Annotated in this window: 21 protein-coding genes; 14 read left to right on the forward strand and 7 right to left on the reverse strand. The window is 72.1% G+C overall.

Going from position 1 to position 25,443, the window contains the following annotated elements:
• Positions 1-129: 129 nt before the first annotated feature.
• Positions 130-1,557, forward strand: a complete 1,428-nt coding sequence (locus ACH45E_RS20965; RefSeq protein WP_361443760.1) for a peptidoglycan recognition protein — start codon at positions 130-132, stop codon at positions 1,555-1,557.
• A 110-nt stretch (positions 1,558-1,667) separates the two neighbouring features.
• Entirely contained in the window at positions 1,668-2,750 is a 1,083-nt protein-coding gene (locus ACH45E_RS20970; protein ID WP_361443763.1) for an NDP-sugar synthase, read from the forward strand.
• 46 nt (positions 2,751-2,796) lie between these two features.
• Here ACH45E_RS20970 and ACH45E_RS20975 read toward each other — a convergent pair whose 3' ends face one another.
• The 4 genes from ACH45E_RS20975 to ACH45E_RS20990 form a co-directional block, all read right to left on the reverse strand.
• Positions 2,797-3,798 carry a DNA-3-methyladenine glycosylase 2 family protein gene (locus ACH45E_RS20975; RefSeq protein ID WP_361443766.1) on the reverse strand — a complete coding sequence of 334 codons (1,002 nt, stop codon included), beginning with the start codon at positions 3,796-3,798 and terminating at the stop codon, positions 2,797-2,799.
• 72 nt (positions 3,799-3,870) lie between these two features.
• Positions 3,871-5,205 carry a coenzyme F420-0:L-glutamate ligase gene (locus ACH45E_RS20980; protein WP_361443769.1) on the reverse strand — a complete coding sequence of 445 codons (1,335 nt, stop codon included), beginning with the start codon at positions 5,203-5,205 and terminating at the stop codon, positions 3,871-3,873.
• Positions 5,202-6,161, reverse strand: coding sequence for a 2-phospho-L-lactate transferase (gene cofD, locus ACH45E_RS20985; RefSeq protein WP_361443772.1), 960 nt, complete (start codon positions 6,159-6,161; stop codon positions 5,202-5,204). Before cofD ends, ACH45E_RS20980 begins: the two co-directional genes overlap by 4 nt.
• Positions 6,162-6,194: 33 nt before the next feature.
• The gene (locus tag ACH45E_RS20990; RefSeq protein ID WP_361443775.1) at positions 6,195-6,701 is read right to left on the reverse strand and encodes a cysteine dioxygenase family protein; all 507 of its coding nucleotides are present in this window, start codon (positions 6,699-6,701) and stop codon (positions 6,195-6,197) included.
• Between the two features lie 630 nt (positions 6,702-7,331).
• Here ACH45E_RS20990 and ACH45E_RS20995 point away from each other — a divergent pair.
• The 3 genes from ACH45E_RS20995 to ACH45E_RS21005 all read left to right on the forward strand — a co-directional run bounded on the left by ACH45E_RS20995 (position 7,332) and on the right by ACH45E_RS21005 (position 13,050).
• Positions 7,332-7,595, forward strand: a complete 264-nt coding sequence (locus ACH45E_RS20995) for a WhiB family transcriptional regulator (protein WP_132852983.1) — start codon at positions 7,332-7,334, stop codon at positions 7,593-7,595.
• Positions 7,596-7,810: 215 nt separating this feature from the next.
• Entirely contained in the window at positions 7,811-11,527 is a 3,717-nt protein-coding gene (locus ACH45E_RS21000; protein WP_399041177.1) for a glycosyltransferase, read from the forward strand.
• Complete coding sequence (locus ACH45E_RS21005; RefSeq protein ID WP_361443782.1) at positions 11,524-13,050, forward strand: DUF5719 family protein; 1,527 nt, start codon at positions 11,524-11,526, stop codon at positions 13,048-13,050. Before ACH45E_RS21000 ends, ACH45E_RS21005 begins: the two co-directional genes overlap by 4 nt.
• 195 nt (positions 13,051-13,245) lie before the next feature.
• Here ACH45E_RS21005 and ACH45E_RS21010 read toward each other — a convergent pair whose 3' ends face one another.
• Positions 13,246-13,698, reverse strand: coding sequence for a metallopeptidase family protein (locus tag ACH45E_RS21010; RefSeq protein WP_361443857.1), 453 nt, complete (start codon positions 13,696-13,698; stop codon positions 13,246-13,248).
• A gap of 322 nt (positions 13,699-14,020) precedes the next feature.
• Here ACH45E_RS21010 and ACH45E_RS21015 point away from each other — a divergent pair, with 322 nt between their 5' ends.
• The 6 genes from ACH45E_RS21015 (at position 14,021) to ACH45E_RS21040 (ending at position 19,707) form a co-directional block, all read left to right on the forward strand.
• Positions 14,021-14,398 (forward strand): DUF3499 domain-containing protein, encoded by a 378-nt coding sequence (locus tag ACH45E_RS21015; RefSeq protein WP_361443785.1) that lies wholly within the window; start codon positions 14,021-14,023, stop codon positions 14,396-14,398.
• 115 nt (positions 14,399-14,513) lie between these two features.
• Positions 14,514-15,878: a phosphomannomutase/phosphoglucomutase gene (locus ACH45E_RS21020; protein ID WP_361443788.1), complete on the forward strand. Its 1,365-nt coding sequence runs from the start codon at positions 14,514-14,516 to the stop codon at positions 15,876-15,878.
• Between the two features lie 130 nt (positions 15,879-16,008).
• Positions 16,009-16,179 carry a Trm112 family protein gene (locus tag ACH45E_RS21025; RefSeq protein WP_360347509.1) on the forward strand — a complete coding sequence of 57 codons (171 nt, stop codon included), beginning with the start codon at positions 16,009-16,011 and terminating at the stop codon, positions 16,177-16,179.
• Between the two features lie 53 nt (positions 16,180-16,232).
• Positions 16,233-17,360, forward strand: coding sequence for an SIS domain-containing protein (locus ACH45E_RS21030; protein WP_361443791.1), 1,128 nt, complete (start codon positions 16,233-16,235; stop codon positions 17,358-17,360).
• Between the two features lie 80 nt (positions 17,361-17,440).
• Positions 17,441-18,592, forward strand: coding sequence for a mannose-6-phosphate isomerase, class I (gene manA, locus ACH45E_RS21035; protein ID WP_361443794.1), 1,152 nt, complete (start codon positions 17,441-17,443; stop codon positions 18,590-18,592).
• Positions 18,593-18,726: 134 nt separating this feature from the next.
• Complete coding sequence (locus tag ACH45E_RS21040) at positions 18,727-19,707, forward strand: cation diffusion facilitator family transporter (RefSeq protein WP_361443797.1); 981 nt, start codon at positions 18,727-18,729, stop codon at positions 19,705-19,707.
• A 24-nt stretch (positions 19,708-19,731) separates the two neighbouring features.
• Here ACH45E_RS21040 and ACH45E_RS21045 read toward each other — a convergent pair whose 3' ends face one another.
• Positions 19,732-20,229 carry a S26 family signal peptidase gene (locus tag ACH45E_RS21045; protein WP_361443800.1) on the reverse strand — a complete coding sequence of 166 codons (498 nt, stop codon included), beginning with the start codon at positions 20,227-20,229 and terminating at the stop codon, positions 19,732-19,734.
• A gap of 488 nt (positions 20,230-20,717) precedes the next feature.
• On the opposite strand from ACH45E_RS21045, the gene ahcY reads away from it, so the two are divergent.
• Together ahcY and ACH45E_RS21055 are read left to right on the forward strand one after the other, a co-directional pair.
• On the forward strand, positions 20,718-22,175 hold the full coding sequence (gene ahcY / locus ACH45E_RS21050) for an adenosylhomocysteinase (protein ID WP_361443803.1): 1,458 nt from the start codon (positions 20,718-20,720) through the stop codon (positions 22,173-22,175).
• A gap of 130 nt (positions 22,176-22,305) precedes the next feature.
• The gene (locus tag ACH45E_RS21055) at positions 22,306-22,920 is read left to right on the forward strand and encodes a hypothetical protein (protein WP_361443806.1); all 615 of its coding nucleotides are present in this window, start codon (positions 22,306-22,308) and stop codon (positions 22,918-22,920) included.
• Positions 22,921-22,936: 16 nt separating this feature from the next.
• Here ACH45E_RS21055 and ACH45E_RS21060 read toward each other — a convergent pair whose 3' ends face one another.
• The gene (locus ACH45E_RS21060) at positions 22,937-23,869 is read right to left on the reverse strand and encodes an RDD family protein (protein ID WP_361443809.1); all 933 of its coding nucleotides are present in this window, start codon (positions 23,867-23,869) and stop codon (positions 22,937-22,939) included.
• 152 nt (positions 23,870-24,021) lie between these two features.
• Between ACH45E_RS21060 and ACH45E_RS21065 the strand changes: the two genes are divergently transcribed.
• On the forward strand, positions 24,022-25,029 hold the full coding sequence (locus tag ACH45E_RS21065; RefSeq protein WP_361443812.1) for a stage II sporulation protein M: 1,008 nt from the start codon (positions 24,022-24,024) through the stop codon (positions 25,027-25,029).
• Positions 25,030-25,443 lie beyond the last annotated feature (414 nt).

Consider the following 25,443-nt stretch of genomic DNA (forward strand, 5'->3'; position numbering starts at 1 on the left):
CCGTGTAAGCGTACGCGGCGGCCCGGCCCGGCACCGCGCGGCGGGGCCACCGGTTCGGCGGAACCCCAACCGACGGTCCGTCAGTTCCCCGATGGACAGATTTATATGACTATGTCCAAGATCAGGGGCATGCGTGGATTCCTCACTTCTTCGATCGGTGTCTCCTCGGTCGGTGTCACCTGCGCCGCCGCCCTCGCCCTGCCGCTGACCGTGCCCGCGACAGCCGCTCCCACGAGTCCTGCCGGGGAGCGTGCCGTCGGGGGGCGTGCCGCCGCATCCGCGGTCCCCGGCAGCACCCAGTCCCTGCCCCTGGCGCCCCTCATCCGGGACCGCGCCCGAGGTGCCGCCTCCGAACAGGGCCTGCACCGCGACCACGTACGGCACTTCTCGCTCGTCGGGGTCGTCTGGGACGACCCCGGCACCGAACTCCACGGTCGCGTCCAGGTCCGGGCCCGGGCCGCCGGCACCGGCAGCTGGTCCGGCTGGCAGGACGTCGAGACCCACAACGCCGACCACGGCGCCGACCCGGACACGCCGGAAAGCGCCTCCGGCCAGGTGCGCGGCGCCACCGCGCCGCTGTGGGTGGGGGATTCGGACGGGGTGGACGTACGCGTGCGGGCGGACGACGGGACGAAGGGGGACGAGGGGGCCGAGGGCGCTGCGAGAGCCGGCGACGGAGGCCGGGCCGCCGGTGCCGCCCGCGCGTCCCTCCCCGCCGGTCTGCGCCTGGAACTCGTCGACCCCGGTGACGAGCCGCCACCCGCCGGGCCCCCGGCCCAAGCCCCGAGCACCGGCACCCTCCCGGAGGCCGAGGCCGCCGCCTCCGCCGTCAACACCGACCTCGCCCCCTTCGCCGCCACCGAGATCCCGGCCCTCAGCAGGGCGGACACCGAGATGCAGCTACTCGCCCTGCGCGGCGACCAGCTGACCCAGGCCCAGCGCAGCAAGCCGCACATCGGGCCGCGCCCGCGCATCGTGACCAGGCGCGGCTGGCGCGCGGACGAATCGCTGCGCGAGAAGGGCTTCGTCTACACGCAGAAGATCAAGGCGGCGTTCGTCCACCACACCGCCTCCGGCAACAACTACCGCTGCTCCCAGGCCCCGTCCGTCATCCGCAGCATCTACCGCTACCACGTCCGCAGCATGGGCTGGCGTGACATCGGCTACAACTTCCTCATCGACAAGTGCGGCACCATCTACGAGGGCCGCGCCGGGGGAGTGTCGAAGGCGGTCCGCGGCGCACACACCCTCGGCTTCAACGCGGGCAGCATGGGCATCGCCGTGATCGGCAGCTACGGCAAGACCAAGCCGTCCTCCGCCGCGGTGAAGGCCATCGCCAAGCTCACCGCGTGGAAGCTCGGGCTCTACGGCGCCGATCCGCGCGGCAAGACATATCTGAAGTCGGGCGGTGGCAATCTGTACCCAAAGGGGAAGAACGTACGACTGAACGTGATCTCCGGGCATCGGGACGGATACTCGACAGATTGTCCGGGCAAGCGGCTCTACGCCAAGCTCGGCTCGGCCCGTTCCACCGCGGCGCGCTACCAGGGGCGCTGACGGGGTCGCTGACGAGGGGGCACCGTCGCACGGTCTGCGTACAGCGGTCTGCATACACTGGCCGGTCGAAACACAGTTCGGCCGGTCCCGGCAGGAAGCAGAGACGACAGGTGACAGAAGCGATCCTCCTGGTCGGCGGCAAAGGCACCCGGCTGCGCCCGCTCACGGTGCACACCCCCAAGCCCATGGTCCCGGCGGCCGGGGTCCCGTTCCTCACCCACCAGCTGGCCCGGGCCAGAGCGGCGGGCGTGGAGCACATCGTGCTCGCGACGAGCTACCTGGCCGAGGTCTTCGAGCCGTACTTCGGCGACGGCACCGCGCTGGGCCTGCACATCGAGTACGTCACCGAGCAGGAGCCCCTCGGCACGGGCGGAGCCATCCGCAACGTGGCCTCCCGGCTGCACTCCGGCCCCGACGAGCCGGTGCTGATCTTCAACGGCGACATCCTCACCGGGCTGGACATCAGGGCGCTGGTGCGTACCCACGAGGAGACGTCGGCGGACGTGTCCCTGCACCTCACCAAGGTGACCGATCCCCGCGCCTACGGCCTGGTCCCCACCGACGACACCGGCCGCGTGCTCGCCTTCCTGGAGAAGCCGCAGACCCCCGAGGAGATCGTCACCGACCAGATCAACGCCGGGGCGTACGTCTTCCGCCGCTCGATCATCGACGCCATCCCGGCGGGCCGCCCGGTGTCCGTGGAGCGCGAGACGTTCCCCGGCCTGCTGGCCGCCGGGGCCCACCTCCAGGGCATGGTGGACTCGACGTACTGGCTCGACCTCGGCACGCCCGCGGCCTTCGTCCGCGGCTCGGCCGACCTGGTCCTGGGCCGGGCCCCTTCCCCCGCCGTCCCCGGCCGCTGCGGCGACCGCCTGATCCTGCCCACGGCCACGGTCGCGCCCGACGCCAAGCTGACCGGCGGCACGGTGGTGGGCGAGGGTGCCTTCGTCGCCGAGGGGGCCCGGGTCTTCGGCAGCACCATCCTGCCGGGGGCCGTCATCGAACCCGGCGCCGTCGTCACCGACTCCCTCATCGGCACCCGCGCCCGCGTCGGCGAACGCTCCGTCCTCACCGGCACGGTGATCGGCGACGGCGCGGTCGTCGGAGCCGACAACGAACTCCGGGAGGGCGTACGGGTGTGGTGCGACGCACGCATTCCGGCGGGAGCGGTGCGATTCTCCTCGGACCAGTAGCGGGCACGGGGCGCGGGGGAGGGGTCTGCGCAGCCGCCGGCCGACCTCACAGCCGGCCGATGTCCCCGACAGGCATCCGTGGAGCCCTGCGCGGCGGCACTCGTCCGCTCAGCAGGATCAGCCGGGCCGCTCGGTGCCGCTGTCCCGCGTAGGGTTCCAGCAGCTCCAGCATCACGGTGTCGTCCGCGGTCCGGTCCCCGGCCAGCGCCCACCCGATGATTCCGGGCAGGTGCAGATCCCCGACCGTCACCGCGTCGGCCGCCCCATGACTGCGCTGTACGGTCTCCGCCGATGTCCACGGCCCGATCCCCGGCACGACCTCCAGCCGCGTCTGTGCGGCCTCGGGCGGCATCCCGACCGCCTCCTCCAGCCGGGCGGCGAGCCGTACGGCCCGCAGGATCGTCGACGCACGCTTGTTGTCGACCCCGGCCCGGTGCCACTCCCAGGAGGGGATCAGCGCCCACGCCCGCGGCTCCGGCATCACGTACATCCGCCCGGGCGCGGGCCCCGGCGCCGGCTCCCCGAACTTCCGTACCAGCAACCGCCACGCCCGGTACGCCTCGACGGTCGTGACCTTCTGCTCCAGGACCGACGGAATCAACGACTCCAGCACCAGCCCGGTCCGCGTCAGACGCAACCCCGGCCGCCGGTGCCGGGCCATCGCCACCACGCGGTGCCGGGGCGCGAACGCGGAGGGATCGTCGGCGGCACCGAGCAGCTCCGGCAACTGCTCAAGCAGCCAGTCGGCCCCCGGCCCCCATGCCTCGCCGCGCACCTCACCGCCGTACGCCGACACCCGCAGTGTCCCCGGCCCGGCGGGCGTCCGGCTGGCCCGCCACACGGACCCGTCCGGCGTCGCCCGGAACGTCGGATCCCCGGGTCCGCGCCTCAGCGGCCCGAGCACCAGCCCGAGATCGAGCGGCCCGTCCGGCACCCACGTCCGCACCCGCCCCGGCCCGGTGGACTGCCGGGGGACCCCGGCGGGCACGGCGACATGCCCACCTCGCACGGTCGTACGCGTGGGCCGCGGAGCGAAACGTCCTGCCACGAATGGGATCCCTGGGCTGCCGGAGCTGTCTTACGAGGGTAGGCGGTCCTGAGGAGACCGATAGGAGACCGGTCAGCGCACCTCTATGAACGCCCCCGCCTCCCGGTCCGGCCGGGGCCGTGGCTCCTCGGCCGGGTGGCCGACCGCCACCGCCCCCATCGGGTCCCAGTCCGCGGGCAGGTCCAGCACCTCGCGCACCACGTCCCGGCAGAACATCGTCGACGACACCCAGGCCGACCCCAGCCGCTCGCCGGCCAGCGCGATCAGGAAGTTCTGCACCCCGGCTCCGGTGGCGACGACGAACATCTCCCGCTCGGCACCGTCCCGCCGCGCGTCCCCGTAGGTGTGCGAGCCGTCCATGACGAGACACGGCACCACGAGATACGGCGCCTTGCGCAGCACGTCACCGCGCCGCACCCGCTTGGCGATGGACTCCTCGGTCTTTCCGTCCCGCCGCAGGTCGGCGATCCAGGCATCGCGCATGGCATCGAGCAGCCGCGTGCGCGAGGCCTCCGACTCCAGCAGCACGAACCGCCACGGCGTCGTGTGGTGCGGCGCCGGCGCGGTCACCGCCGCGGCCACCGCCCGCCGTACGGCCCCGGGGTCGACCGGCTCGTCGGTGAAGGCCCGTACCGTACGCCGCTGGGTCACCGCCTCCCGGACCGCCTCGGAGGTGCCCAGCCGGAACATGTCGTCGCGTGCCTCGCGCACCATGGCCCGCGCCCCCGTGCCGTGGTCCTCGGCCACGGTGTGCGCAAGCCCGCGCACCACGGCGACGGGCAGCCCGGCGGCCTTGCCCTTGACCAGGTCACCGGCGGCGGCCAGTTCGTCCGCCGTGGCGACGACGGTGGCGGAGAGCGGATTGCCGTGCGCGTCCGTGTCCCCGCGCAGGTCGTCCAGCACGCGCACGCCCGCGGCGCCGATCGCGACGTCCGTGAGCCCCGCGCGCCAGGGTCGCCCGAAGGTGTCGGTGACGAGGACCCCGATGTTGACGCCGAGGGCCTCCCGCAGCCCGTCCCGGATGGCCCGCGCGGACGCGTCCGGGTCCTCGGGCAGCAGCAGCACGGTGCCGGAGGGGGTGTTGGAGGCGTCGACCCCGGCGGCCGCCATGACCAGGCCCTGCCGGTTCTCGACGATCCGCAGCGGGCCGCGCCGCGCCACCACCCGCACGGTCTCGGTATCGATCGCGGCCTCCCGGTCGGTGGCCACGACGATCCGGCCCTCCGCCTTGGACACGATCTTCGAGGTGACGAGCAGCACGTCCCCGTCGGTCAGCTCCGGTGCGGCACCGGCGATCACCTTGGCGAGGTCGTCGCCCCGCTGCACCTCCGGGATCCCGGCGACGGCCCAGACCCGGTACCCGGGCACGGCACCGTCGTCCGGCCGCGGGGACACTTCGCCGCTCACGCCCGCCGCACCTCCTCCGCCAGCGCCAGCGCCTCCTGGGCCATCCGCGCGGCCGCGTCGACGTCCGTCATCATCAGCGGTACGGCCCGGCAGCGGATGCCGGCCGCCTCGACGCGGTCGGCCGTGCCCGCGTCCACGGTGTCCACCAGCCAGCCGTCGAGCAGGCCGGAGCCGTAGTGTTCGGCCACCGCCGCGGCCGTGGACTCGACGCCGACCGCCGCGAGCACCTTGTCGGCCATCCCGCGCACGGGCGCGTCCCCGACGATGGGGGACAGGCCCACCACCGGCACACCGGCGTCGGCGATCGCCTCCCGGACGCCGGGCACGGCGAGGATCGTGCCGATGGACACGACCGGGTTGGACGGCGGGAACAGCACGACGTCCGCCTCCGCGATGGCCTCCAGCACACCCGGCGCCGGCTTGGACTGCTCGGCGCCGACCGGCACGACCGCCTCCGCCGGGACCGAGGCCCGCAGCCGCACCCAGTACTCCTGGAAATGGACCGCCTTGCGCTCGCCGTCCACCTCGACCGCCACATGCGTCTCCACGCGGTCGTCGGTCATCGGGATCAGCCGGACGCCCGGCTTCCAGCGGTCGCACAGCGCCTCGGTCACCGCGCTCAGCGGATATCCGGCGCCCAGCATCTGTGTCCGCACGATGTGCGTGGCGAAGTCCCGGTCGCCGAGCCCGAACCACTCGGGTCCGATCCCGTACGCCGCGAGCTCCTCCTTGAGGTGGAAGGTCTCGTCCTCCCGCCCCCAGCCCTGCTCCTCGTTGATGCCGCCGCCGAGCGTGTACATCACCGTGTCGAGGTCCGGGCAGACCTTCAGCCCGAAGAGGTGGATGTCGTCCCCGGTGTTGCCGATGACCGTGACGTCCGCGTCCGGCACGGCCTGCTTCAGACCGCGCAGGAACCGGGCACCACCGATGCCGCCTGCCAGAACCACAATGCGCATGGAAGCAGTCTTGCAGGCGGGTACGACAACGCGTCAGGCAGTCACCGGACGCGGCTCGGTCCGTCCCTCGCAGTGCGGGGAGGTGTGCATGGGCATCTCGGTCAGGCCCGGGTAGTAGACGTGCAGGCTGACCGCCGGCTCCAGGGCGTCGTTGACGACCTCGTGCGCGTACCCCGGCGCGAAGACCCGCTGGGCCCCCTCCCCCAGCGCGCGCGTGTCCCGCTCGGTCCGCTCGGTCAGCGTGCCCTCCAGGACGGTCAGCACACCGGAGGAGCGGCCGTGGTCGTGCAGGCCGGTGCCCTGACCGGGCACCCAGGACAGCAGCCACACCTCGTAGCCCGGGCCGGTGCGCAGCCGGTGGTACCAGCGGCTCGTGGCGTCGTACTGGACGAGGTGCGCCCACTGGGAGCGGTCGGCGGCGATGTCACGGGCCAGGCCGACGAACTCGGCGACGGTGGCCGGGTGCTCGCGCGGGGCCTGGAGCAGGTGCGGGACTTCGAGGATGTCGCCGGCGATCTGGAGGTCGTTGTCGCTGTTCATGGGGGTGCGGTGGGTCCTCGGCGGAAGAGTGGGGCCAGGGAGAAGACAACGCAGCCGAGTCGAGAAGGACTCGGTCGGGGGAACTGCGGGAGCAGCCGGAGCGGTGCGAAAGGCTCAACAGCTGGGACAGCAGCAACAGCTACAGCGGGCGCGGGCAGCACCGTGGGACCCGGCGGGGCGGGTCGAGGTGAGTGCCAAGTGCGCCAGCATGCCCACAAGGACAGCGGTTCACACCTCGCATGTCAACTCGGCGCCCGGAATGTGGGACATGTTTCACCTCATCCGGTTCATTCCTCAGGCGAAAGGTTTGTTCATCGGGTTGCCGGGACACATGGCGTCCATCCGGGCGCACGAGCCTCGTCGGAACGCGATCGAACTCCCGGGCGTCCTTCTCCGTACAGGTATCTGTGTGGAGTGGGAGGCCCTCCCGGGCCCTGTCTGCCTGTCAAGGTTTATGGCGATTTGAACACTTTCCGCTTGGCCTTGGTTCCGCAGAGTGAATAACGGGCTCAATAGCAGATCTCGGCTTGACTCTCCCGGAGCGGCACACTTGTAATTTCACTCGTGTCGTTCAGCCGAAATCGGTAACGGCCACGACCACGGGGACGCGAAGACAGACGAGGGGCGCACATGACCGAGCTGGTGCAGCAACTGCTGGTCGACGACGCGGACGAGGAACTCGGCTGGCAGGAGCGCGCGCTGTGCGCCCAGACCGACCCCGAGTCCTTCTTCCCCGAGAAGGGCGGCTCCACCAGAGAGGCCAAGAAGGTCTGCCTCGCATGCGAGGTGCGGTCCGAGTGCCTCGAGTACGCCCTCTCAAACGACGAGCGATTCGGCATCTGGGGCGGCCTGTCCGAGCGCGAGCGGCGCCGCCTGAAGAAGGCCGCGGTCTGACCCGGGCGGAGATCCGGCACGGGTACCAGGACCAGGCCCGGTACCGGTACAAACGACGGCAAACGGCGTGAACGGCCCGTCGCGGGTGGGTTATCCACAGGCGGCGGGCCGCCGTCATGCCCAGCCGATAGTGTGGTCGCTCGTCCGAGACGCCTCGCCACCCCCAGGGGGCGCGGGCGTCCACCGCAGTCCACCGAACCGGGGCCCGTACCTCGATGTCCGTGCACAGCCATACGGCAGCCCACCAAGCAACCGCTGCCATGCCTGAGTTCCCGCGCCATGTCGTCACAGCGGTGCTCGTCTCCCACGACGGCGCCCGCTGGCTGCCCGACGCGCTCGCCGGGCTGCTCGGCCAGGAGCGCCCCGTCCAGGACGCCGTGGCCGCCGACACCGGCAGCGCGGACGCCTCCGCCCAGCTGGTCACCGAGGCCCTCGGCGCCGACCGCGTGCTGCACCTGGCCCGCCGTACCGGCTTCGGCCAGGCCGTCGAGGAGGCGGTCCGCTCCGCGCCCGTCCTCACCCCGGACGAGCTGCCGTACCTCAAGCGCCCCAGCGGCTGGGACCCGGTCACGCGCTCGTGGCGCGACGACGCCTACGACCTGCCCGACCTCCCGCACGGCGAGCCGGTCCAGTGGCTGTGGCTGCTGCACGACGACAGCGCCCCCGAACCCGACGCCCTCGCCCAGCTGCTGCGGGTGGTCGACAACGAACTGGAGCTCGGCCGCGACGACGTGGCCGTCGTCGGCCCCAAGCTGCGCGGCTGGTACGACCGCCGCCAGCTGCTCGAGGTAGGCGTCAGCATCGCCAACTCCGGCCGCCGCTGGACCGGCCTGGACCGCAGGGAACAGGACCAGGGACAGCACGACCACGTCGGGCCCGTGCTGTCGGTGTCCACCGCCGGCATGCTCGTCCGGCGCGACGTCTTCGAGCAGCTCGGCGGCTTCGACAAGCGGCTGCCCCTGATGCGCGACGACGTCGACCTGTGCTGGCGGGCGCACGCCGCCGGCCACAGAGTCCTCATCGCCCCGGAAGCCGTCGTACGGCACGCAGAGGCCGCCTCCCGCGAGCGCCGCGCCGTCGACTGCGTGGGCCGCACCGCCGCCTCCCCGCACAAGGTCGACAAGGCGGGCGCCGTCTACGCCCTGCTCGTCAACGCCCGCACGGCCGTGCTGCCCTGGGTCCTGCTGCGGCTCGTGCTCGGCACCCTCCTCAGGACCGTCGCCTACCTCGTCGGCAAGGTCCCCGGACAGGCCGTCGACGAGATCCGCGGCCTGCTGGGCACCCTGCTACGGCCCGAACGGATCATCGCCGGGCGCCGCAGGCGTGGCCGCCCGCAGGTCGACAAGGGCGAACTGCGGCCCCTGTTCCCGCCGCCCGGCGCGACCGTGCGCGCCACCGTGGAACAGGTCGCCGGCAACCTCTTCGGCAGCTCCGACGCCGAGGTGTCCTCCGCCGGACGGCACGGCGGCGCCGTCGAGTCCGGTCCCGGTGGCGACGACGCCGACTTCCTGGAGATCGAGCAGTTCGCCCGCCTCAAGCGCATCGCCCGCAAACCCGGCCCGGTGCTCTTCCTGGTGCTGCTGCTCGTGTCGTTCGCCGCCTGCCGGAACCTGCTCGGCGGCGGCGCGCTCTCGGGCGGCGCCCTGCTGCCCGCCCCGGCCGGCGCCGGCGAACTGTGGTCGCGCTACCTGGACGCCTGGCACCCCGTCGGCGCCGGCGGCACCCCGTCCGCCCCGCCCTACCTCGCCCTCGTGGCGATGCTGGCCTCCGCGTTCCTCGGCTCGACCGGCCTCGCCGTCACCGTCCTGATGGTCTGCTCGGTGCCGCTGGCCGGGTTCACCGCGTACTTCGCCTCCCGCCCGCTGGTGACCTCCCGCCTGCTGCGCGCCTGGGCGGCCGTCGCCTACGCCTTCCTGCCCGCCGCCACCGGCGCCCTCGCCGGAGGCCGCATCGGCACCGCCGTCCTCGCCGTGCTGCTGCCGCTCATCGCGCGCGCGGGCATCGCGGCAAGCGGCCTCGCCAACACCTCCGGGGCACGCGGCAGTTGGCGCGCCACCTGGGCGTACGCGCTGCTGCTGACCATCACCACCGCGTTCACCCCGATCGTGTGGCCCATCGCGCTGGTCCTGGGGCTCGGCGTGCTGGCCGTGCGCCGCCGCGAGATCGTCGCCTACGGCCTGCGCTTCCTCGCCCAGCTGGGCACCCCGCTGCTGGTCCTCGCGCCCTGGTCGCTGGCCCTGCTGCCGTTCGGCTTCTTCAAGGAGGCCGGACTGGAGTACGGCTCCTCGGCGGCCACGGCCCTGGACCTGCTCGGCGCCAGCCCCGGCGGACCCGGCACGGTGCACGGGCTGATGCTCATCGGCATCGTGCTGGCCGCGCTCGCCGCCCTGCTGCGCTCCGAACGTCAGCTGGGAATCCGGACGGCCTGGGCCGCCGCCCTGGTGGGCCTCGTCTTCGCGGTCCTGTCCAACAGCTCCGCCTGGGCCGGACCCGCCACCCTCGTCTACGGCCTCGCCCTGCTGGCCGCCGCCGCGCTCGGCGCCGACGGGGCACGCGCGCGCGTGGCCGAGCAGAGCTTCGGCTGGCGCCAGCCGGTCGCCGCGCTGATCGCCTTCGCCTCGGCCGCGGGCCCGCTGCTCGTCGCCGCCGGCTGGATGATTGGCGGCGCGGACGGGCCGGTGGAGCGGCGCGACCCCGTGCAGGTGCCGGCGTTCGTCGCCGAGGACAGCGGCACCCGCGACCGGGCCCGCACCCTGGTCCTCGACAGCGACTCCACCGCCCGTGTGAGCTACAGCCTCGTGCGCGGCTCCGGCGCTCGCCTGGGCGATGCCGAACTGGCCGCCGCCGACGGCGAGAACGGCAAGCTCGACAAGGTCGTCGCCAACCTGGTCGCCGGCTCCGGCGCCGACCAGGCCGACCAGCTCGGCAAGTTCGCCGTCCGCTATGTCCTGGTCCACAAGGGCGCGCCCCGCGAGGTCAGCCGCGTCCTGGACGCCACCCCGGGCCTGTCCCGGCTCAGCCAGCAGGACGGCAGCGCCCTGTGGCGCATCGACCAGGAGGTGTCGCGCGCCGCCATCGTGTCCGCCTCCGGTTCCGGCACCCCGGTGCCCGTCGCCGCCGGTCCCGTCGAGATCCACACCACGATCCCCTCCGGCGCGGACGGCCGCGTCCTGCGCCTGGCCGACTCCACCGCCGCGGGCTGGACGGCCACCCTGGACGGCAAGCCGCTGACCCGCACCACGGTCGACGGCTGGGCCCAGGGCTTCGAACTCCCCTCTTCCGGCGGCAGACTGGACGTCACCTACGACGCCCCGATCGGCCACACCGGCTGGCTGTGGGCCCAGGGCGCGCTTGCCGTCGTCCTGGTCGTGCTCGCCCTGCCCGGCCGCCGCCGCGACGTCGACGACGACCTCCCCGAGGAGGAGCCCGTACCCGCCGAGGCCACTGCCGGCGAGGGCCGCCGCGCCCGCCGCCTGCGCGCCCAGGCGGAGGCCGAGGAGACCGAAGGGACCGGAGAGGCCGGGGAGGCCGCGGAGACCGGCCCGGGAGACCCGGAGGCCATGCCTTCGCCGCCCCAGGAGCAGGTCGCCGTACCCCACCAGCAGTCCTATGACGTGGGGGTGCCCCCGGGCGAAGCCTGGGGGAGGGACCCGGCCACCTACTCGGGCGCCGAGTACGGCGGCTACGGCGCCGACCAGTACCAGGGCACCGCGCAGTACCCGGGCGCGTACGACCAGCAGGCGTACCAGGCCGACCCGTACCAGGCCGATCCGTATCAGAACGGCCAGTACGACCCGTACGCGTACGGCGGTACGGACCAGCAGACGCCGTACGACCCGACGTACCAGCAGGGCTACGACCCGGCCTACGACCCGGCGCAGCACCACCCCCACGGCACCGGCAACGAGCGCCCCGACGGGAGCCAGCAGTGAACCGCACCACCCTGTCCCTGATCGCCGGCACGGCCGCGCTCGCCGCCGTCACCGGGTTCGCCGCGCTCAACACACCGGACGCGTCCGGCGCCGCCCCCGCCGGCACGGCGGCCCGGCTGCCGGTGGAGCGCACGAGCCTGCTGTGCCCGGCGCCGAGCACCTCCGACATCGCCGATACGTCGTACACGTCCTTCACGCCGGTCACCAAGGGCGCGGCGAGCGGCGGCAAGGCCGAACTCCAGGCGGCCACCGAACAGTCGGCGGACACCACGGGCGACTCGACGTCCGGGAAGACCGGCAAGAGCGGCAAGAGCACGCAGAAGAAGACCGCCAAGCCCGTCCTGACGCCCAAGGACCCCGGCACGCCGGTGACCGGGGACACCTCCGGCGCGGACGCGCCCGCACTGGTCGGCACCGCCGAGGGGAAGTCCGCGCCCGGGTGGACCGTCCAGGAGACCACCGAGGTCGCCGCGGGCACCGGCCGTGGCCTCCAGGGCGTCAACTGCACCGCGCCGGACACGCAGTTCTGGTTCCCGGGTGCCAGCACGGCCGCCGACCGCACCGACTACGTGCACCTCACCAACCCCGACGACAGCGCCGCCGTCGTCGACATCGACCTCTACGGCAAGGACGGCTCCCTGAAGTCCACGCTGGCGGACGGTCTCACCGTCCAGCCGCACGCCAGTGAGCCGGTCCTGCTGTCCACGCTCACCCAGGAGAAGCAGGACAACCTCACCGTGCACGTCAGCGTGCGCAGCGGACGGGTCGGGGCGGCCGTGCAGGCCCTGGACGACAAGCTGGGCGGCGACTGGCTGCCCGCCTCCGCCGACCCGTCGGCCGGCCTGGTCCTGCCCGGCATCCCCAAGGACGCCACCTCCGTCCGCCTGATCGCCTTCACTCCCGGCGACGCCGACGCGGACCTGAAGGTGCGGCTCGCCTCCCCCAGCGGCCTGATCACCCCCGCCGGCCACGAGACGCTGCACGTGAAGTCGGGCATGACCACGGCGGTCGACCTCGGCGACGTCACCCGGGGCGAGGCCGGCTCCCTGGTCCTCACCCCCTCCGACCAGTCCGTCCCGGTGGTCGCCGCGCTGCGCGTCATACGGGGCAAGGGCACCAAGCAGGAAACGGCCTTCATCCCCGCCACCAGCCCCATCGGCACGCGCGCGACCTCCGCGGACAACAGCGGAAAGAACAGCACCCTCTCCCTGACCGCCCCCACGGCCGCCGCCCAGGTCAAGGTCACCGCCTCCGCGGGCAGCGAGGGCGGCACGGCGGTCTCGAAGACCTACACGATCAAGTCCGGCACCACCCAGAGCATCGCCGCCCCCGCCCCGACCGGCCTCAAGGGCACCTACGCCCTCACGGTCGAGCGCCTCTCCGGCGGCCCCGTCTACGGCTCCCGCACCCTCGCAGCCACCGAGGAAGGCGTCCCGGGCTTCACCATCCAAACCCTCCCGGACGACCGCGGAACGGTATCGGTACCCAAGGCGAACGAGGACTTGGCGGTACTGCAGAAGTAGGGGGCGCGAGAGAAGCAGGGGGCACGAACGCCGTAGCCGCCGCCGCTGCTGCTGCTGGCAGTCGTGCCGTTGGGGCGGCACGGGTGGGCGGTGGGGGAGGCACCCCGTCAGCGCCGGGCTGCGCGACCCTCGCCCCAGTTGCAACCCCGGGCCACTTGTAAACGCCGGCCCAGGAAACCGCTCGAACCGCGCCGCTCAATCCTCCCCGTACCGAGGATCCACCGTCTCCGGAGTCAACCCCAACAACTCCGCCACCTGCTCCACCACAACCTCATGCACGAGCGCCGCCCGCTCATCCCGCCCCTTGGTCCGGATCTCCACAGGCCGCCGATAGACGACGACCCGTGCCCGCCGCCCGTCCCGCACCGGAATGATCCCGCCCAATGGCACCGCCTCGTCGCTCCACCCGTCCTCCGGCCGCCCATCAAGCCGCGGCACCTCGAGCACCATGAAGTCGATCTCCGCCAGCTGCGGCCACCGCCGTTCGAGCCGCTCCACGGAGTCCTGCACCAGGTCCGCGAACACATCGGCGCGGCTGGCCGCCAGCGGCACCTGCGGCGGTGCGATCGGCCCGCGCATGCCCCGCCCGTGGCGATCACGACGGCGGGGCCCGGGGCCGGCGGCACGGGGCGGTACACGGTTGTCCATCACTGGTGAAGCGTAGTCCCCGAGCGCTCCACCCGCCCGGCTCCACGCGGCAACGCGACACCGACCGGGACGGTGACCATTCCAGCCAAGGTTGGGCTCGTTTCCGTATCTCCACAAGACCGGCGAGCTCAAGGCAATTGACGGTGTTAGTACCGAATCGTGACCGTACACAGTACGGCCCGGGATCCCGCCCGGCATCGTCCGCGCAGGTCAGCAGGGCGTGTTGCGACAGGTGTGTGGGGCGTTTCACAGTACGACACGGTGGGGTGACCTGGGGGAGAGTCGTCGCGGCCCGCTCAAGAGTGCGGTACCGTCCATCGTCGTGAGCCCTGTACGTCGCTGTTCGCGCACCGCCTGCGGCCGACCCGCCGTCGCGACGCTGACGTACGTCTACGCCGACTCGACCGCGGTCCTCGGCCCGCTCGCCACCTACGCCGAACCCCACTGCTACGACCTGTGCGCCGAGCACTCCGAGCGCCTCACCGCCCCGCGCGGCTGGGAGGTCGTACGCCTCCTCGACGGCTCCGCCCCGGCCCGGCCCACCGGCGACGACCTCGAAGCACTGGCCAATGCCGTGCGCGAGGCGGCCCGCCCCCAGAAACGGGCGGCCGAGGCGGGCGGCGGCGGTGGACGCGGCGCGGACCCGATGGAGGTCGCCCGCCGCGGCCACCTGCGCGTGCTGCGCTCCCCGGACAACTGAGCTGGACGACTGGGGCCGTGCCCCACCGCATCCCCTCCGGGCTTCCCGCGCGCCGGACGATCTCCCGGGCCGGGTAGTTTGTGCGCACCGACAGGACTTTCAGGAAGGTTGGGCCGTGGCTGCTGATCTGTCGCAGATCGTGAAGGCGTACGACGTACGCGGTGTGGTCCCGGAGCAGTGGGACGAGCCGCTGGCCGAACTCTTCGGGATCGCCTTCGCCCAGGTGACCGACGCGGCGGCGATCGTCGTGGGCCACGACATGCGTCCGTCCTCGCCCGGCCTGTCCCGCGCCTTCGCGCGCGGCGCGGCGGCCCGCGGCGTCGACGTCACCGAGATCGGCCTGTGCTCGACGGACCAGCTGTACTACGCCTCGGGCGCGCTGGACCTGCCGGGCGCGATGTTCACGGCCTCGCACAACCCGGCCCAGTACAACGGCATCAAGATGTGCCGCGCGGGCGCCGCCCCGGTCGGCCAGGACACCGGTCTGGCCCAGATCCGCGAACTGGCCGAGCGGTGGCTGGAATCCGGCGCCCCCGAGCCGGCCGCCACACCGGGAACCCTCGCCTCGCGCGACACGTTGGAGGATTACGCGGCGCACCTCCGCTCCCTCGTCGATCTGACCTCCATCCGCCCCCTGAAGGTCGTCGTCGACGCGGGCAACGGCATGGGCGGACACACGGTCCCGACCGTGTTCGCCGGCCTGCCCCTGACCCTCGTCCCGATGTACTTCGAGCTGGACGGCACCTTCCCCAACCACGAGGCGAACCCGCTCGACCCCGCCAACCTGGTGGACCTGCAGAGGCGCGTCCGCGAGGAGGGCGCCGACCTCGGCATCGCCTTCGACGGCGACGCCGACCGCTGCTTCGTGATCGACGAGAACGGCGACCCGGTGTCCCCGTCGGCGATCACCGCCCTGGTGGCCGCGCGCGAGCTCGCCAGGCACGGTGGCAAGGGCGCGGTCATCCACAACCTGATCACGTCCTGGTCGGTCCCGGAAGTGGTGCGGGAGAACGGCGGAACGCCCGTGCGCACCCGCGTCGGCCACTCCTTCATCAAGGCCGAGATGGCCAGGACGGGCGCCATCTTCGGCGGCGAGCACTCCGCCCACTACTACTTCAAGGACTTCTGGAACGCCGACACCGGCATGCTGGCGGCCCTGCACGTCCTCGCGGCCCTCGGCGGCCAGGACGGCCCCCTGTCCGCCCTCGTCGCCCAGTACGACCGTTACGCCGGGTCCGGCGAGATCAACTCCACCGTCGACGACCAGAAGGCCCGGCTCGCCGCGATCCGCGCCGCGTACGAGGGCCGCGAGGACGTGACCCTGGACGAGCTCGACGGCCTCACCGTCTCCTCGGCCGACTGGTGGTTCAACGTCCGCCCCTCCAACACGGAACCCCTGCTGCGCCTGAACGCGGAGGCACGGGACGAGGCGGTCATGGCGAAGATCAGGGACGAGGCGCTGGCCATCATCCGCGGCTGACGGGCTCCCTTTCAGCCGACCGGGGCGGGCGGCGGGCGGGCTGCGCCGGTAGTCCGCCGCCCCACGGTCACCGGCGGTACGCTGACCAGGCACATCCGCACAGGCACCATCGCCCCCGAAGGGAACCCCCATGCCGCTCGAAGCCGGCCTCCTGGAGATCCTCGCCTGCCCGGCCTGCCACGCCCCCCTCAAGGAGCAGGACACCGAGCTGATCTGCACCGGTCAGGACTGCGGCCTGGCGTACCCCGTCCGCGACGGCATCCCGGTTCTCCTCATCGACGAGGCCCGCCGCCCCGCGTAAGCACGAGGCGTCTTCCACAACCTCGACAGGACCCGGTGACCGGAGGCTGCCCCATGCTCGATGAAACGCTGCTCGACTCCCCGGCGGGGCTCGCCGACGCCGACCGCCGGGGCCTCCTGCGCGGCGCCGCGGAAGCCGGCGCCCGCGTCCGTACCGCCGCCCGGCACGCCGTCGAGGCGGGCATCGCCGAACTCAAGCCGGACGGGCGCCCCCGGTCCGTCCTGATCGCCGGCCCGGGCGCCTCCGCCACCCACGCCTCCGACTTGCTCGGCACGCTCGCCGGCGCCGGCAGCCCCGTCACCCGGCTGGCCCCCATCGGCGTCGCCCCGGCGGCCGGCGCCCTGCGCTGGGAGCTTCCCGGCTGGGCGGGCTCCGTCGACCTGCTGCTGATCGCCACGCCGGACGGCACCGAACCGAGCCTGTCCCTGCTCGCCGAGCAGGCCTACCGCCGCGGCTGCACCGTCGCCGCCGTGGCCCCCGCACGCACCCCGCTCGCCGACGCCGTCAACGGCGCGCACGGGCTGTTCGTACCGATGGCCACAGCCCCCTACGACCAGGACGAGCCCCTCGCCGCGTCCTCCCCGGGCGTCCTGTGGGCACTGCTCACCCCGCTGCTCGCGCTCCTCGACCGCATCGGTCTGCTGACCGCCCCGCCCGACGCCCTGGAGAAGGTCGCCGACCGCCTCGACCAGGTCGCCGAAGGCTGCGGCCCGGCCATCGTGACCTACAGCAACCCCGCCAAGACCCTCGCCGCCGAACTCGCCGACGCGCTCCCGGTGATCTGGACCGAGGGCACCTCGGCGGGCCCCGCCGGTCGCCGCTTCGCCGCCGCGCTCGCCGAACTGGCCGGCCGCCCCGCCCTGGTCGCCGAACTCCCCGAGGCGCTCGCCGCGCACAGCGCCCTGCTGGCCGGCCCGCTCGCTGCCAGCGCCGACCCCGAGGACTTCTTCCGAGACCGCGTCGCGGAACCGCCCGCGCTGCACGCGCGCGTGGTGCTGCTCCGAGACCGCCCGATCGGCGGCCTCACCGCCGCCCCCGGCGCCCGCGATCTGGCCCTCAGCCACGACACGCCGATGAGCGAACTGGAGCCGGAGGAGGGCGCCGAACTGGAGACGCTCGCGGAACTGATCGCCGTCACGGATTTCGCCGCTGTTTACCTGGCGCTCGCTTCAGGGGCCTGATCTTGCCTCATCGGGCCAACTGACCCGCGCCCCGTGCCGGCACCGGCCGGGCCGCGTACGTACGGAGACAGAGAAACAACATGGATCGCCTCGAGAACACCGTCCGCCCCTACGCCTGGGGTTCGACCACGGCCATCCCCGAGCTGCTCGGCGTCGAGCCCACCGGTGAGCCGCAGGCGGAGATGTGGATGGGCGCCCACCCGGGCGCGCCCTCGCGCACCGCGCGCGGCACGCTCGTCGAGGTCATCGAGGGCGACCCGGGGCGCGAGCTGGGCGCCAAGGCCGTCGCGAAGTTCGGTCCCCGCCTGCCCTTCCTCCTCAAGATCCTCGCCGCGGGAGCCCCGCTCTCCCTCCAGGTGCACCCCGACCTGGCTCAGGCGAAGGAGGGGTTCGCGGACGAGGAGCGCCGCGGCATCCCGATCGACGCCCCGTACCGCAACTACAAGGACGCCAACCACAAGCCCGAACTGATCTGCGCGCTCACCGAGTTCGACGGCCTGTGTGGTTTCCGCGACCCCGTCGAGACCGCCGACCTGCTCGACGGGCTCGGCGTCGACTCCCTCAAGCCGTATGTCGACCTCCTGCACGCACACCCCGAGGACGCGGCCCTGCGCGAGGTCCTCACCGCGGTCCTGACGGCCGACCCCGAGGAGATGACCCGCACGGTCGCCGCCGCCACAGCCGCCTGCGCCCGCCTCGGCGGCGCCTACGCGCCCTACGCCGGCCTCGCCCACCACTACCCGGGCGACCCCGGTGTGATCGCCGCCATGCTGCTCAACCACGTACGCCTGCAGCCCGGCGAGGCCCTCTTCCTCGGCGCCGGCATCCCGCACGCCTACCTCAGCGGCCTCGGCGTCGAGATCATGGCCAACTCCGACAACGTCCTGCGCTGCGGCCTGACCCCCAAGCACGTCGACGTCCCCGAACTCCTGCGCGTCGTCCGCTTCGAGGCGGGCGACCCCGGCGTGCTGCGCCCCGAGGCGTCCCCGGACGGCGAGGAGGTCTACGAGACGCCGATCGACGAGTTCCGGCTGTCCCGGTACGTCCTCCCCGCGGGCGGCACCGGCCACGACCTCACCCTGCCGACCCCGCAGATACTGCTGTGCACGGCAGGGTCCGTACGGGCGGGGGAGCACGAGCTGACCCCGGGCGACTCCGTCTTCGTGCCGGCGGGCGAGAAGGCCGAGGCGTCCGGCGAGGGCACCGTCTTCCGCGCCACTGTGATTGTCTGACCGCACCTGTGGATACCTGACGCGCCGCTGCCACACGAGGCTGCAAGAATGACCCACCGGCAAAGGACGGGCAAAGGCGACGGGCGCCAGGCCTGGACGGCTTACGTACGAAGGCGAAGGGACAACGCGGACACATGAGCGCGTCAGGCGGGACCAGGGCGATCGTGGCGGCACTCGGCGCCAACCTCGCGATCGCGGCATCCAAGTTCGTGGCGTTCGCGTTCAGCGGCTCGTCGTCGATGCTCGCCGAGGGCGTCCACTCGCTCGCCGACTCCGGCAACCAGTTCCTGCTGCTGATCGGCGGCAAGAAGGCCCAGCGCGAGGCGACCCCGCAGCACCCCTTCGGCTTCGGCCGCGAGCGCTACATCTACGCCTTCCTCGTCTCGATCGTCCTCTTCTCCGTCGGTGGCATGTTCGCCATCTACGAGGGTTTCGAGAAGATCAGCCACCCGCACGAGGTCGAGCACTGGTACTGGCCGGTGGGCGTCCTGGTCTTCGCGGTCATCGCCGAGGGCTTCTCCTTCCGGACGGCCATAAAGGAGTCGAACGAGCTGCGCGGCAAGCTCTCCTGGTCGCAGTTCATCCGCCGCGCCAAGGCGCCCGAGCTGCCGGTCGTCCTGCTGGAGGACTTCGGGGCGCTGATCGGTCTCGTCCTCGCCCTCGGCGGCGTCGGCCTGGCCCTGCTCACCGGCGACGGCGTGTGGGACGGCATCGGCACCGTCTGTATCGGTGTCCTGCTCGTCCTCATCGCCCTCGTCCTGGCCGCCGAGACCAAGTCCCTCCTGCTCGGCGAGGCCGCGGGCCTCGAAGAGGTCAAGAAGATCGAGGCAGCGATCGTCGACGGCGACACGGTCACCGGCATCATCCACATGCGCACGCTCCACCTCGGGCCCGAGGAACTGCTGATCGCCGCCAAGATCGCCGTCCAGCACGACGACACCGCCGCCGAGGTCGCCAAGGCCATCGACGCCGCCGAGGCCCGCATCCGCGCCGCCGTCCCCATAGCCCGCGTCATCTACCTCGAGCCCGACATCTACAGCGAGGCCGCAGCGGCCAAGGGCCCGGACCCCGAAGCGACTCCCGGCGGCCCCAACCCGCACGCCGCCGAGCACTAGAACCGGCCCGGGCCCCTCCCCGCCTCAGACCCGCACCATCCACGGGGGCGGCGGAGGCACGGCGGCCCGTGCCCTGCGCCGTACGACCGCGGCCGCGATGCCCAGGCCGATACCGACCAGGACCAGCACCGCCCCGAGGATCATCGCCGCCCCGAGAACGAGGGGCACGGAGTAGTCGTCGACCACCCGGCCCCGGACCGCGGACACGGGCAACGTCCCGCCGTGGTCGTCGGGGAAGTAGCGGGAGTCCCACGCGTTCAGGCGATGGTCCCCGAGCAGGAACAGCCGCCCTTCGGGGACCTTGACGTCGAGCTCGCGATTCATCGGGTCGATGACGAGGCCGTCACGGACGTACGGCCCGGCGAGCGGCTTCCCGTCGATGGTGAGCCGCTCCTTCGCGTTCCCGGAGTTCGCACAGCACACGATGTGATCACCGCCCCGCCGCACCTCGCTCCCCTCGACCCGCTCATAGACGATCCGGTCACCCGGTTCGTACGTCGGCTGCATGCTCTCGCTCGACACGACGGACCCGGCGTACGCGTGCCGGGCGTAGACGAGACCCCCGACAACACGCCCACCAGCCCCACGACGACAGCTGCGATCCCCAGCCCACGGCCCTTGCCGGACATTCATCCCTCCCCAACACGCTCTTCGCGACCGCAGAGGCTAGCGCGTACCTGTGACACCGCTGTGCGGGCCCGTGTCCAAGAGCGCGGGTCCTTCCGTCACAGGGCCCGTCGCCGTTACAACATGTAATCGGCGTGATCTCTTCGGCTGCGGACTGGGGACCGCAGGGCCCTCCGGTGTAGCTTGGGACGGAGCCAGACGTCGCTGCTGATGGCGGTCGGGCGGTCCCTCCGCGGACCGACCGAGGGAGAGAGGGCCTCCGACGGACTGCGCTGCGCGCACGTGGGCATGCCTGTGTCCTCTTTTTCCGGGCACCCCTGTGTCCGCCGCCGCGCAGACCAGCCGTACCCACCTCGACCCAATCCCCCGAGGAGCAGCTCGCAATGACGACTGTCGACAACCGACAGGACTTCAAGGTCGCCGACCTCTCCCTGGCCGAGTTCGGCCGCAAGGAGATCACCCTCGCCGAGCACGAGATGCCGGGCCTGATGGCGATCCGCAAGGAGTACGCCGAGGCGCAGCCCCTGGCCGGCGCCCGTGTCACCGGTTCGCTGCACATGACCGTGCAGACCGCCGTGCTCATCGAGACCCTGGTCGCCCTGGGCGCCCAGGTCCGCTGGGCCTCCTGCAACATCTTCTCCACCCAGGACCACGCCGCCGCCGCCATCGCCGTCGGCCCGAACGGCACGCCCGACGACCCCCAGGGTGTTCCGGTCTTCGCCTGGAAGGGCGAGACGCTGGAGGAGTACTGGTGGTGCACGGAGCAGGCCCTGACCTGGCCCGACTCGCCCACCGGCGGCCCGAACATGATCCTGGACGACGGCGGTGACGCCACCCTCCTGGTCCACAAGGGCGTCGAGTACGAGAAGGACGGCAAGGTCCCCTCGGTCGACACCGCCGAGTCCGACGAACACCGCGTCATCCTCGAACTCCTGCACCGCACGATCAGCAACGGCTCGCAGAAGTGGACCCAGCTCGCCTCCGAGATCCGCGGCGTGACCGAGGAGACCACCACCGGCGTGCACCGCCTGTACGAGATGCAGCGCGACGGTGTCCTGCTCTTCCCGGCGATCAACGTCAACGACGCCGTCACCAAGTCGAAGTTCGACAACAAGTACGGCTGCCGCCACTCCCTGATCGACGGCATCAACCGCGCCACCGACGTCCTGATCGGCGGCAAGACCGCGGTCGTGTGCGGTTACGGCGATGTCGGCAAGGGCTGCGCGGAGTCCCTGCGCGGGCAGGGCGCCCGCGTCATCGTCACCGAGATCGACCCGATCTGCGCCCTCCAGGCGGCGATGGACGGCTACCAGGTCACGACGCTGGACGAGGTCGTCGACAAGGCCGACATCTTCATCACCACGACCGGCAACAAGGACATCATCATGGCCGGCGACATGGCCAAGATGAAGCACCAGGCGATCGTGGGCAACATCGGCCACTTCGACAACGAGATCGACATGGCCGGTCTCGCGAAGGTGCCGGGCATCGTCAAGGATGAGGTCAAGCCGCAGGTGCACACCTGGACCTTCCCGGACGGCAAGGTGATCATCGTGCTGTCCGAGGGACGTCTGCTGAACCTGGGCAACGCCACCGGTCACCCGTCGTTCGTGATGTCCAACTCCTTCGCGGACCAGACGCTGGCCCAGATCGAGCTGTTCACCAAGCAGGCCGAGTACCCGATCGGCGTGTACACGCTGCCCAAGCACCTCGACGAGAAGGTCGCCCGCCTCCACCTCGACGCACTCGGCGTCAAGCTGACCACGCTGCGCCCGGAGCAGGCCGCGTACATCGGTGTAGAGGTCGAGGGCCCGTACAAGGCGGACCACTACCGCTACTGAGCCGCACCCCTGGCGCGTCTCGCGCAGGTCCTCCGAGGCAGGCCCCCGCACCCCCGTGCCGGGGGCCTGCCCCTTTGGCCGGACCAGCAGCCCTGGCCGGACCCTCAGCCCGTCAAGACCCAGGACCCCCATGCCCCGCGGCCGATATTCGCTCCACGATCCGCACGATCACACCCCCTTCGCAGAAGAGCACTTCCAGTGCGCCCCCGGCCCGTCCGGCTGGCGCTACGTCTCCCGGCTGACCACCCCCTCGGGCGAGCACACCGGCTCCGTCGACCTCACCCTCGACGAACTCGGCCGCCCCATCCGACTCGAACTGCACGCGGGGAACTGGCAGGTGCGCGGCGCCGCCCTCGACGGCGTCACCTGGGTCCGCACCGACCCCACCGGCACCCATGCCACCGAAGGCAATGTGCGCGCCCACGCCTTCACCGGCACGTCCCCCGCTTTCCTGATCGCCACCGCCCGTCTCCTGCGCCTCACCCCTTCCGCCACCGCGACCCGCGTACGCCTCGTGGCCTTCACGGATCCGGTCCTCGCCCCGCGCACCCTGGACCAGTCCTGGGCCTTGGTGGAAAGAGAAGCACACACCACTGACAACGGCCCCCTGACCGTGGACGAATACCAGGTCACAGCCCTGGACACGGGCGAGCGGCACACCGTTCACATCGCCGGGGACGTGGTCCTCGCCGCGCCCGGGATCGAGCTGGAGGACCTCGAGTCGCCGCCGTCGGCCTTCGACTGAGCCGGTCCGGCACCGGCTACGCCGGCGGCACGAATCCGCTGGCAGGCCGCTCGGCCGAGGATCCCTCCCGAGGCCCGGCTGGGGCCTGGGGAGCCTGGAGATGAGGCTGGGGCTGCGGGGCCGGTGGAGCGTAGCCGCCGGGCACACCCGCTGAGGAGACGGGCGCGCCCGCGACGCCCGGCACACCACTCCCGACCGGGCCGCCACCGAAGGTTCGCCGGGCCTCCCGGGCCTGCCGCTCGTGCAGCAGGGCCGCCAGATACGCGGACGGCGGCACGTCCTGCGGTGCCGGAGCCCCCGTACGAGCCGCCAGGTCGGTCGCGAGCCGCTCCGCCATGGCCCACCCGACCTGCGGATCAAGCTGCTGCATCCGCGTCAGGTACTGCCGGACGGCCAGCCACAGACCATCGGGGACCGCGGACAGGTCGAGCCCCGAGAAGCGCCCCGCCAGCCAGGGAGGCGGCGGCGGGACGAAATGTCCCTGCCCGGCCGGCACCCGCTCGCGCACCACCAACGTCCCCGCGAAGACATCCCCGAGCCGCCGCCCCCGCGCCGACACCAGCGAGGCGATACAGGCGACGACACCGAACGTCATCAGGATCTCGACCACCCCGACCGCACCTCGTACCAGCGCGTGCCGGAACCGGATCGGCCCACCGTCGTCCCGCACCACCCGCAGCCCGCACGCCAGCTTCCCCAGCGAACGCCCGTGACTGAGTGTCTCCACCGCGATCGGCCCGCCCACCAGCACCAGCAGAAAACTGGCGATGGACAGCGCGACCTGCGCCGCCTCGTCCAGCGACGACGTCGCCGCCGCCAACGCGATGACCACGGCGATATAGACGACCACGGCTACGACCAGGTCGAGCAACACCGCCAGTGCCCTGCTGGGCAGCCTTGCGGGACGCAACTCGAGCGCCACCGCCTCGCCCGTCACCAGCTCACTCACGCCTGCCGCCCTTCCCTGCACTGCCCGGAGAACCGCAAGTCTGCCAAGCTGAGGGCACATCGCGCCCCAGTACGACAAGCTGACAGCCATCACAGGCGGTCCGCGACCAGACACACGGCCACCGACGACCAGCCGAGGAGCAGACAGACCCGATGGACCTCGACGTCTTCGTCGCCGCCCACCGAGCCGAGTGGGACCGCCTCGACGCGCTGCTTCGCCGTCAGCGCCGCCTCACCGGTGCGGAAGCCGACGAACTCGTCGCCCTCTATCAGCGCACCGCCACCCACCTCTCCCTGATCCAGTCCAGCGCCCCCGACCCTCAGCTCACCGGTCGGCTCAGCCAACTCGTCGCCCGCGCGCGCAGTACCGTGACCGGCACCCGCCGCGCCTCCTGGCGCGATGTGACGCGGTTCCTGGGACAGGGGTTCCCCGCGGCGGTCTACCGCTCGCGCCACTGGTGGGTGCCCACAGCCCTGATCTCCACCACGATCGCGATCCTCCTGGGCTGGTGGATCGGCACGCACCCCGAAGTGCAGTCGTCCATAGCCGCCCCCAGCCAGCTGCGAGAGCTCACCCGTCCCGGCGGCGAGTACGAGACCTACTACTCCAGCCATCCCGCCGCCTCCTTCGCCGCCCAGGTGTGGACGAACAACGCCCAGGCCGCCGCGATGTGCCTGGTGCTCGGTGTCTTCCTGGGCCTCCCGGTGCTCTGGATCCTCTTCGAGAACATGCTCAACCTGGGCGTCGGATTCGGTCTGATGTCCTCCGCAGGTCGGCTCGACACCTTTCTCGGTCTCGTCCTCCCGCACGGTCTGCTGGAACTCACCGCGGTCTTCGTCGCGGCCGGCACGGGACTGCGTCTCGGCTGGACCCTCATCGACCCCGGCCCACGCACCCGCCGCACGGCGCTCGCGGAAGAGGGCCGCGCCGCCGTGGGTATGGCGATCGGCCTCGCCCTCGTCCTCTTCGTCTCCGGCGCCATCGAAGGCTTCGTGACCCCATCGGGCCTGCCCACCTGGGCGCGGATAGGCATCGGAATCGTCGCCGAGCTGGCCTTCCTCGCGTACGTCTACGTCCTCGGCGGCCGGGCCGCCCGAGCCGGTGAAACGGGTGACGTCGAGGCGGCCGAGCGAAGCGCCAGCGTGCCGACCGCCGCCTGATGTGCGGATGCGGTCCTTGAGCTGCTAGTCTCCTCTTCGCCCCGCAAAAGCTGTTGACACGGCTGGAGGGGGGAGGTAGATTTTATGAGTTGCCTAGAACTGGACGTGTCCGGGCACGGCAGCTAGAATCTACCTGCTTCTTGAGGAACTGGATTCCACAGAAGCCTCTCCCGATAACTCAGAAATGAGTGGCTGGTCAGACCGGCCCGGAACTTCTGATAAAGTCGGAACCGCCGGAAAGGGAAACGCGAGAGCGGGAACCTGGAAAGCACCGAGGAAATCGGATCGAGAAAAGATCTGATAGAGTCGGAAACGCAAGACCGAAGGGAAGCGCCCGGAGGAAAGCCACGAGAGAGTCTCTCGGGTGAGTACAAAGGAAGCGACCGTTCCTTGAGAACTCAACAGCGTGCCAAA

It is taken from the genome of Streptomyces sp. NPDC020299, assembly GCF_044387825.1.
GTDB lineage: Bacteria > Actinomycetota > Actinomycetes > Streptomycetales > Streptomycetaceae > Streptomyces.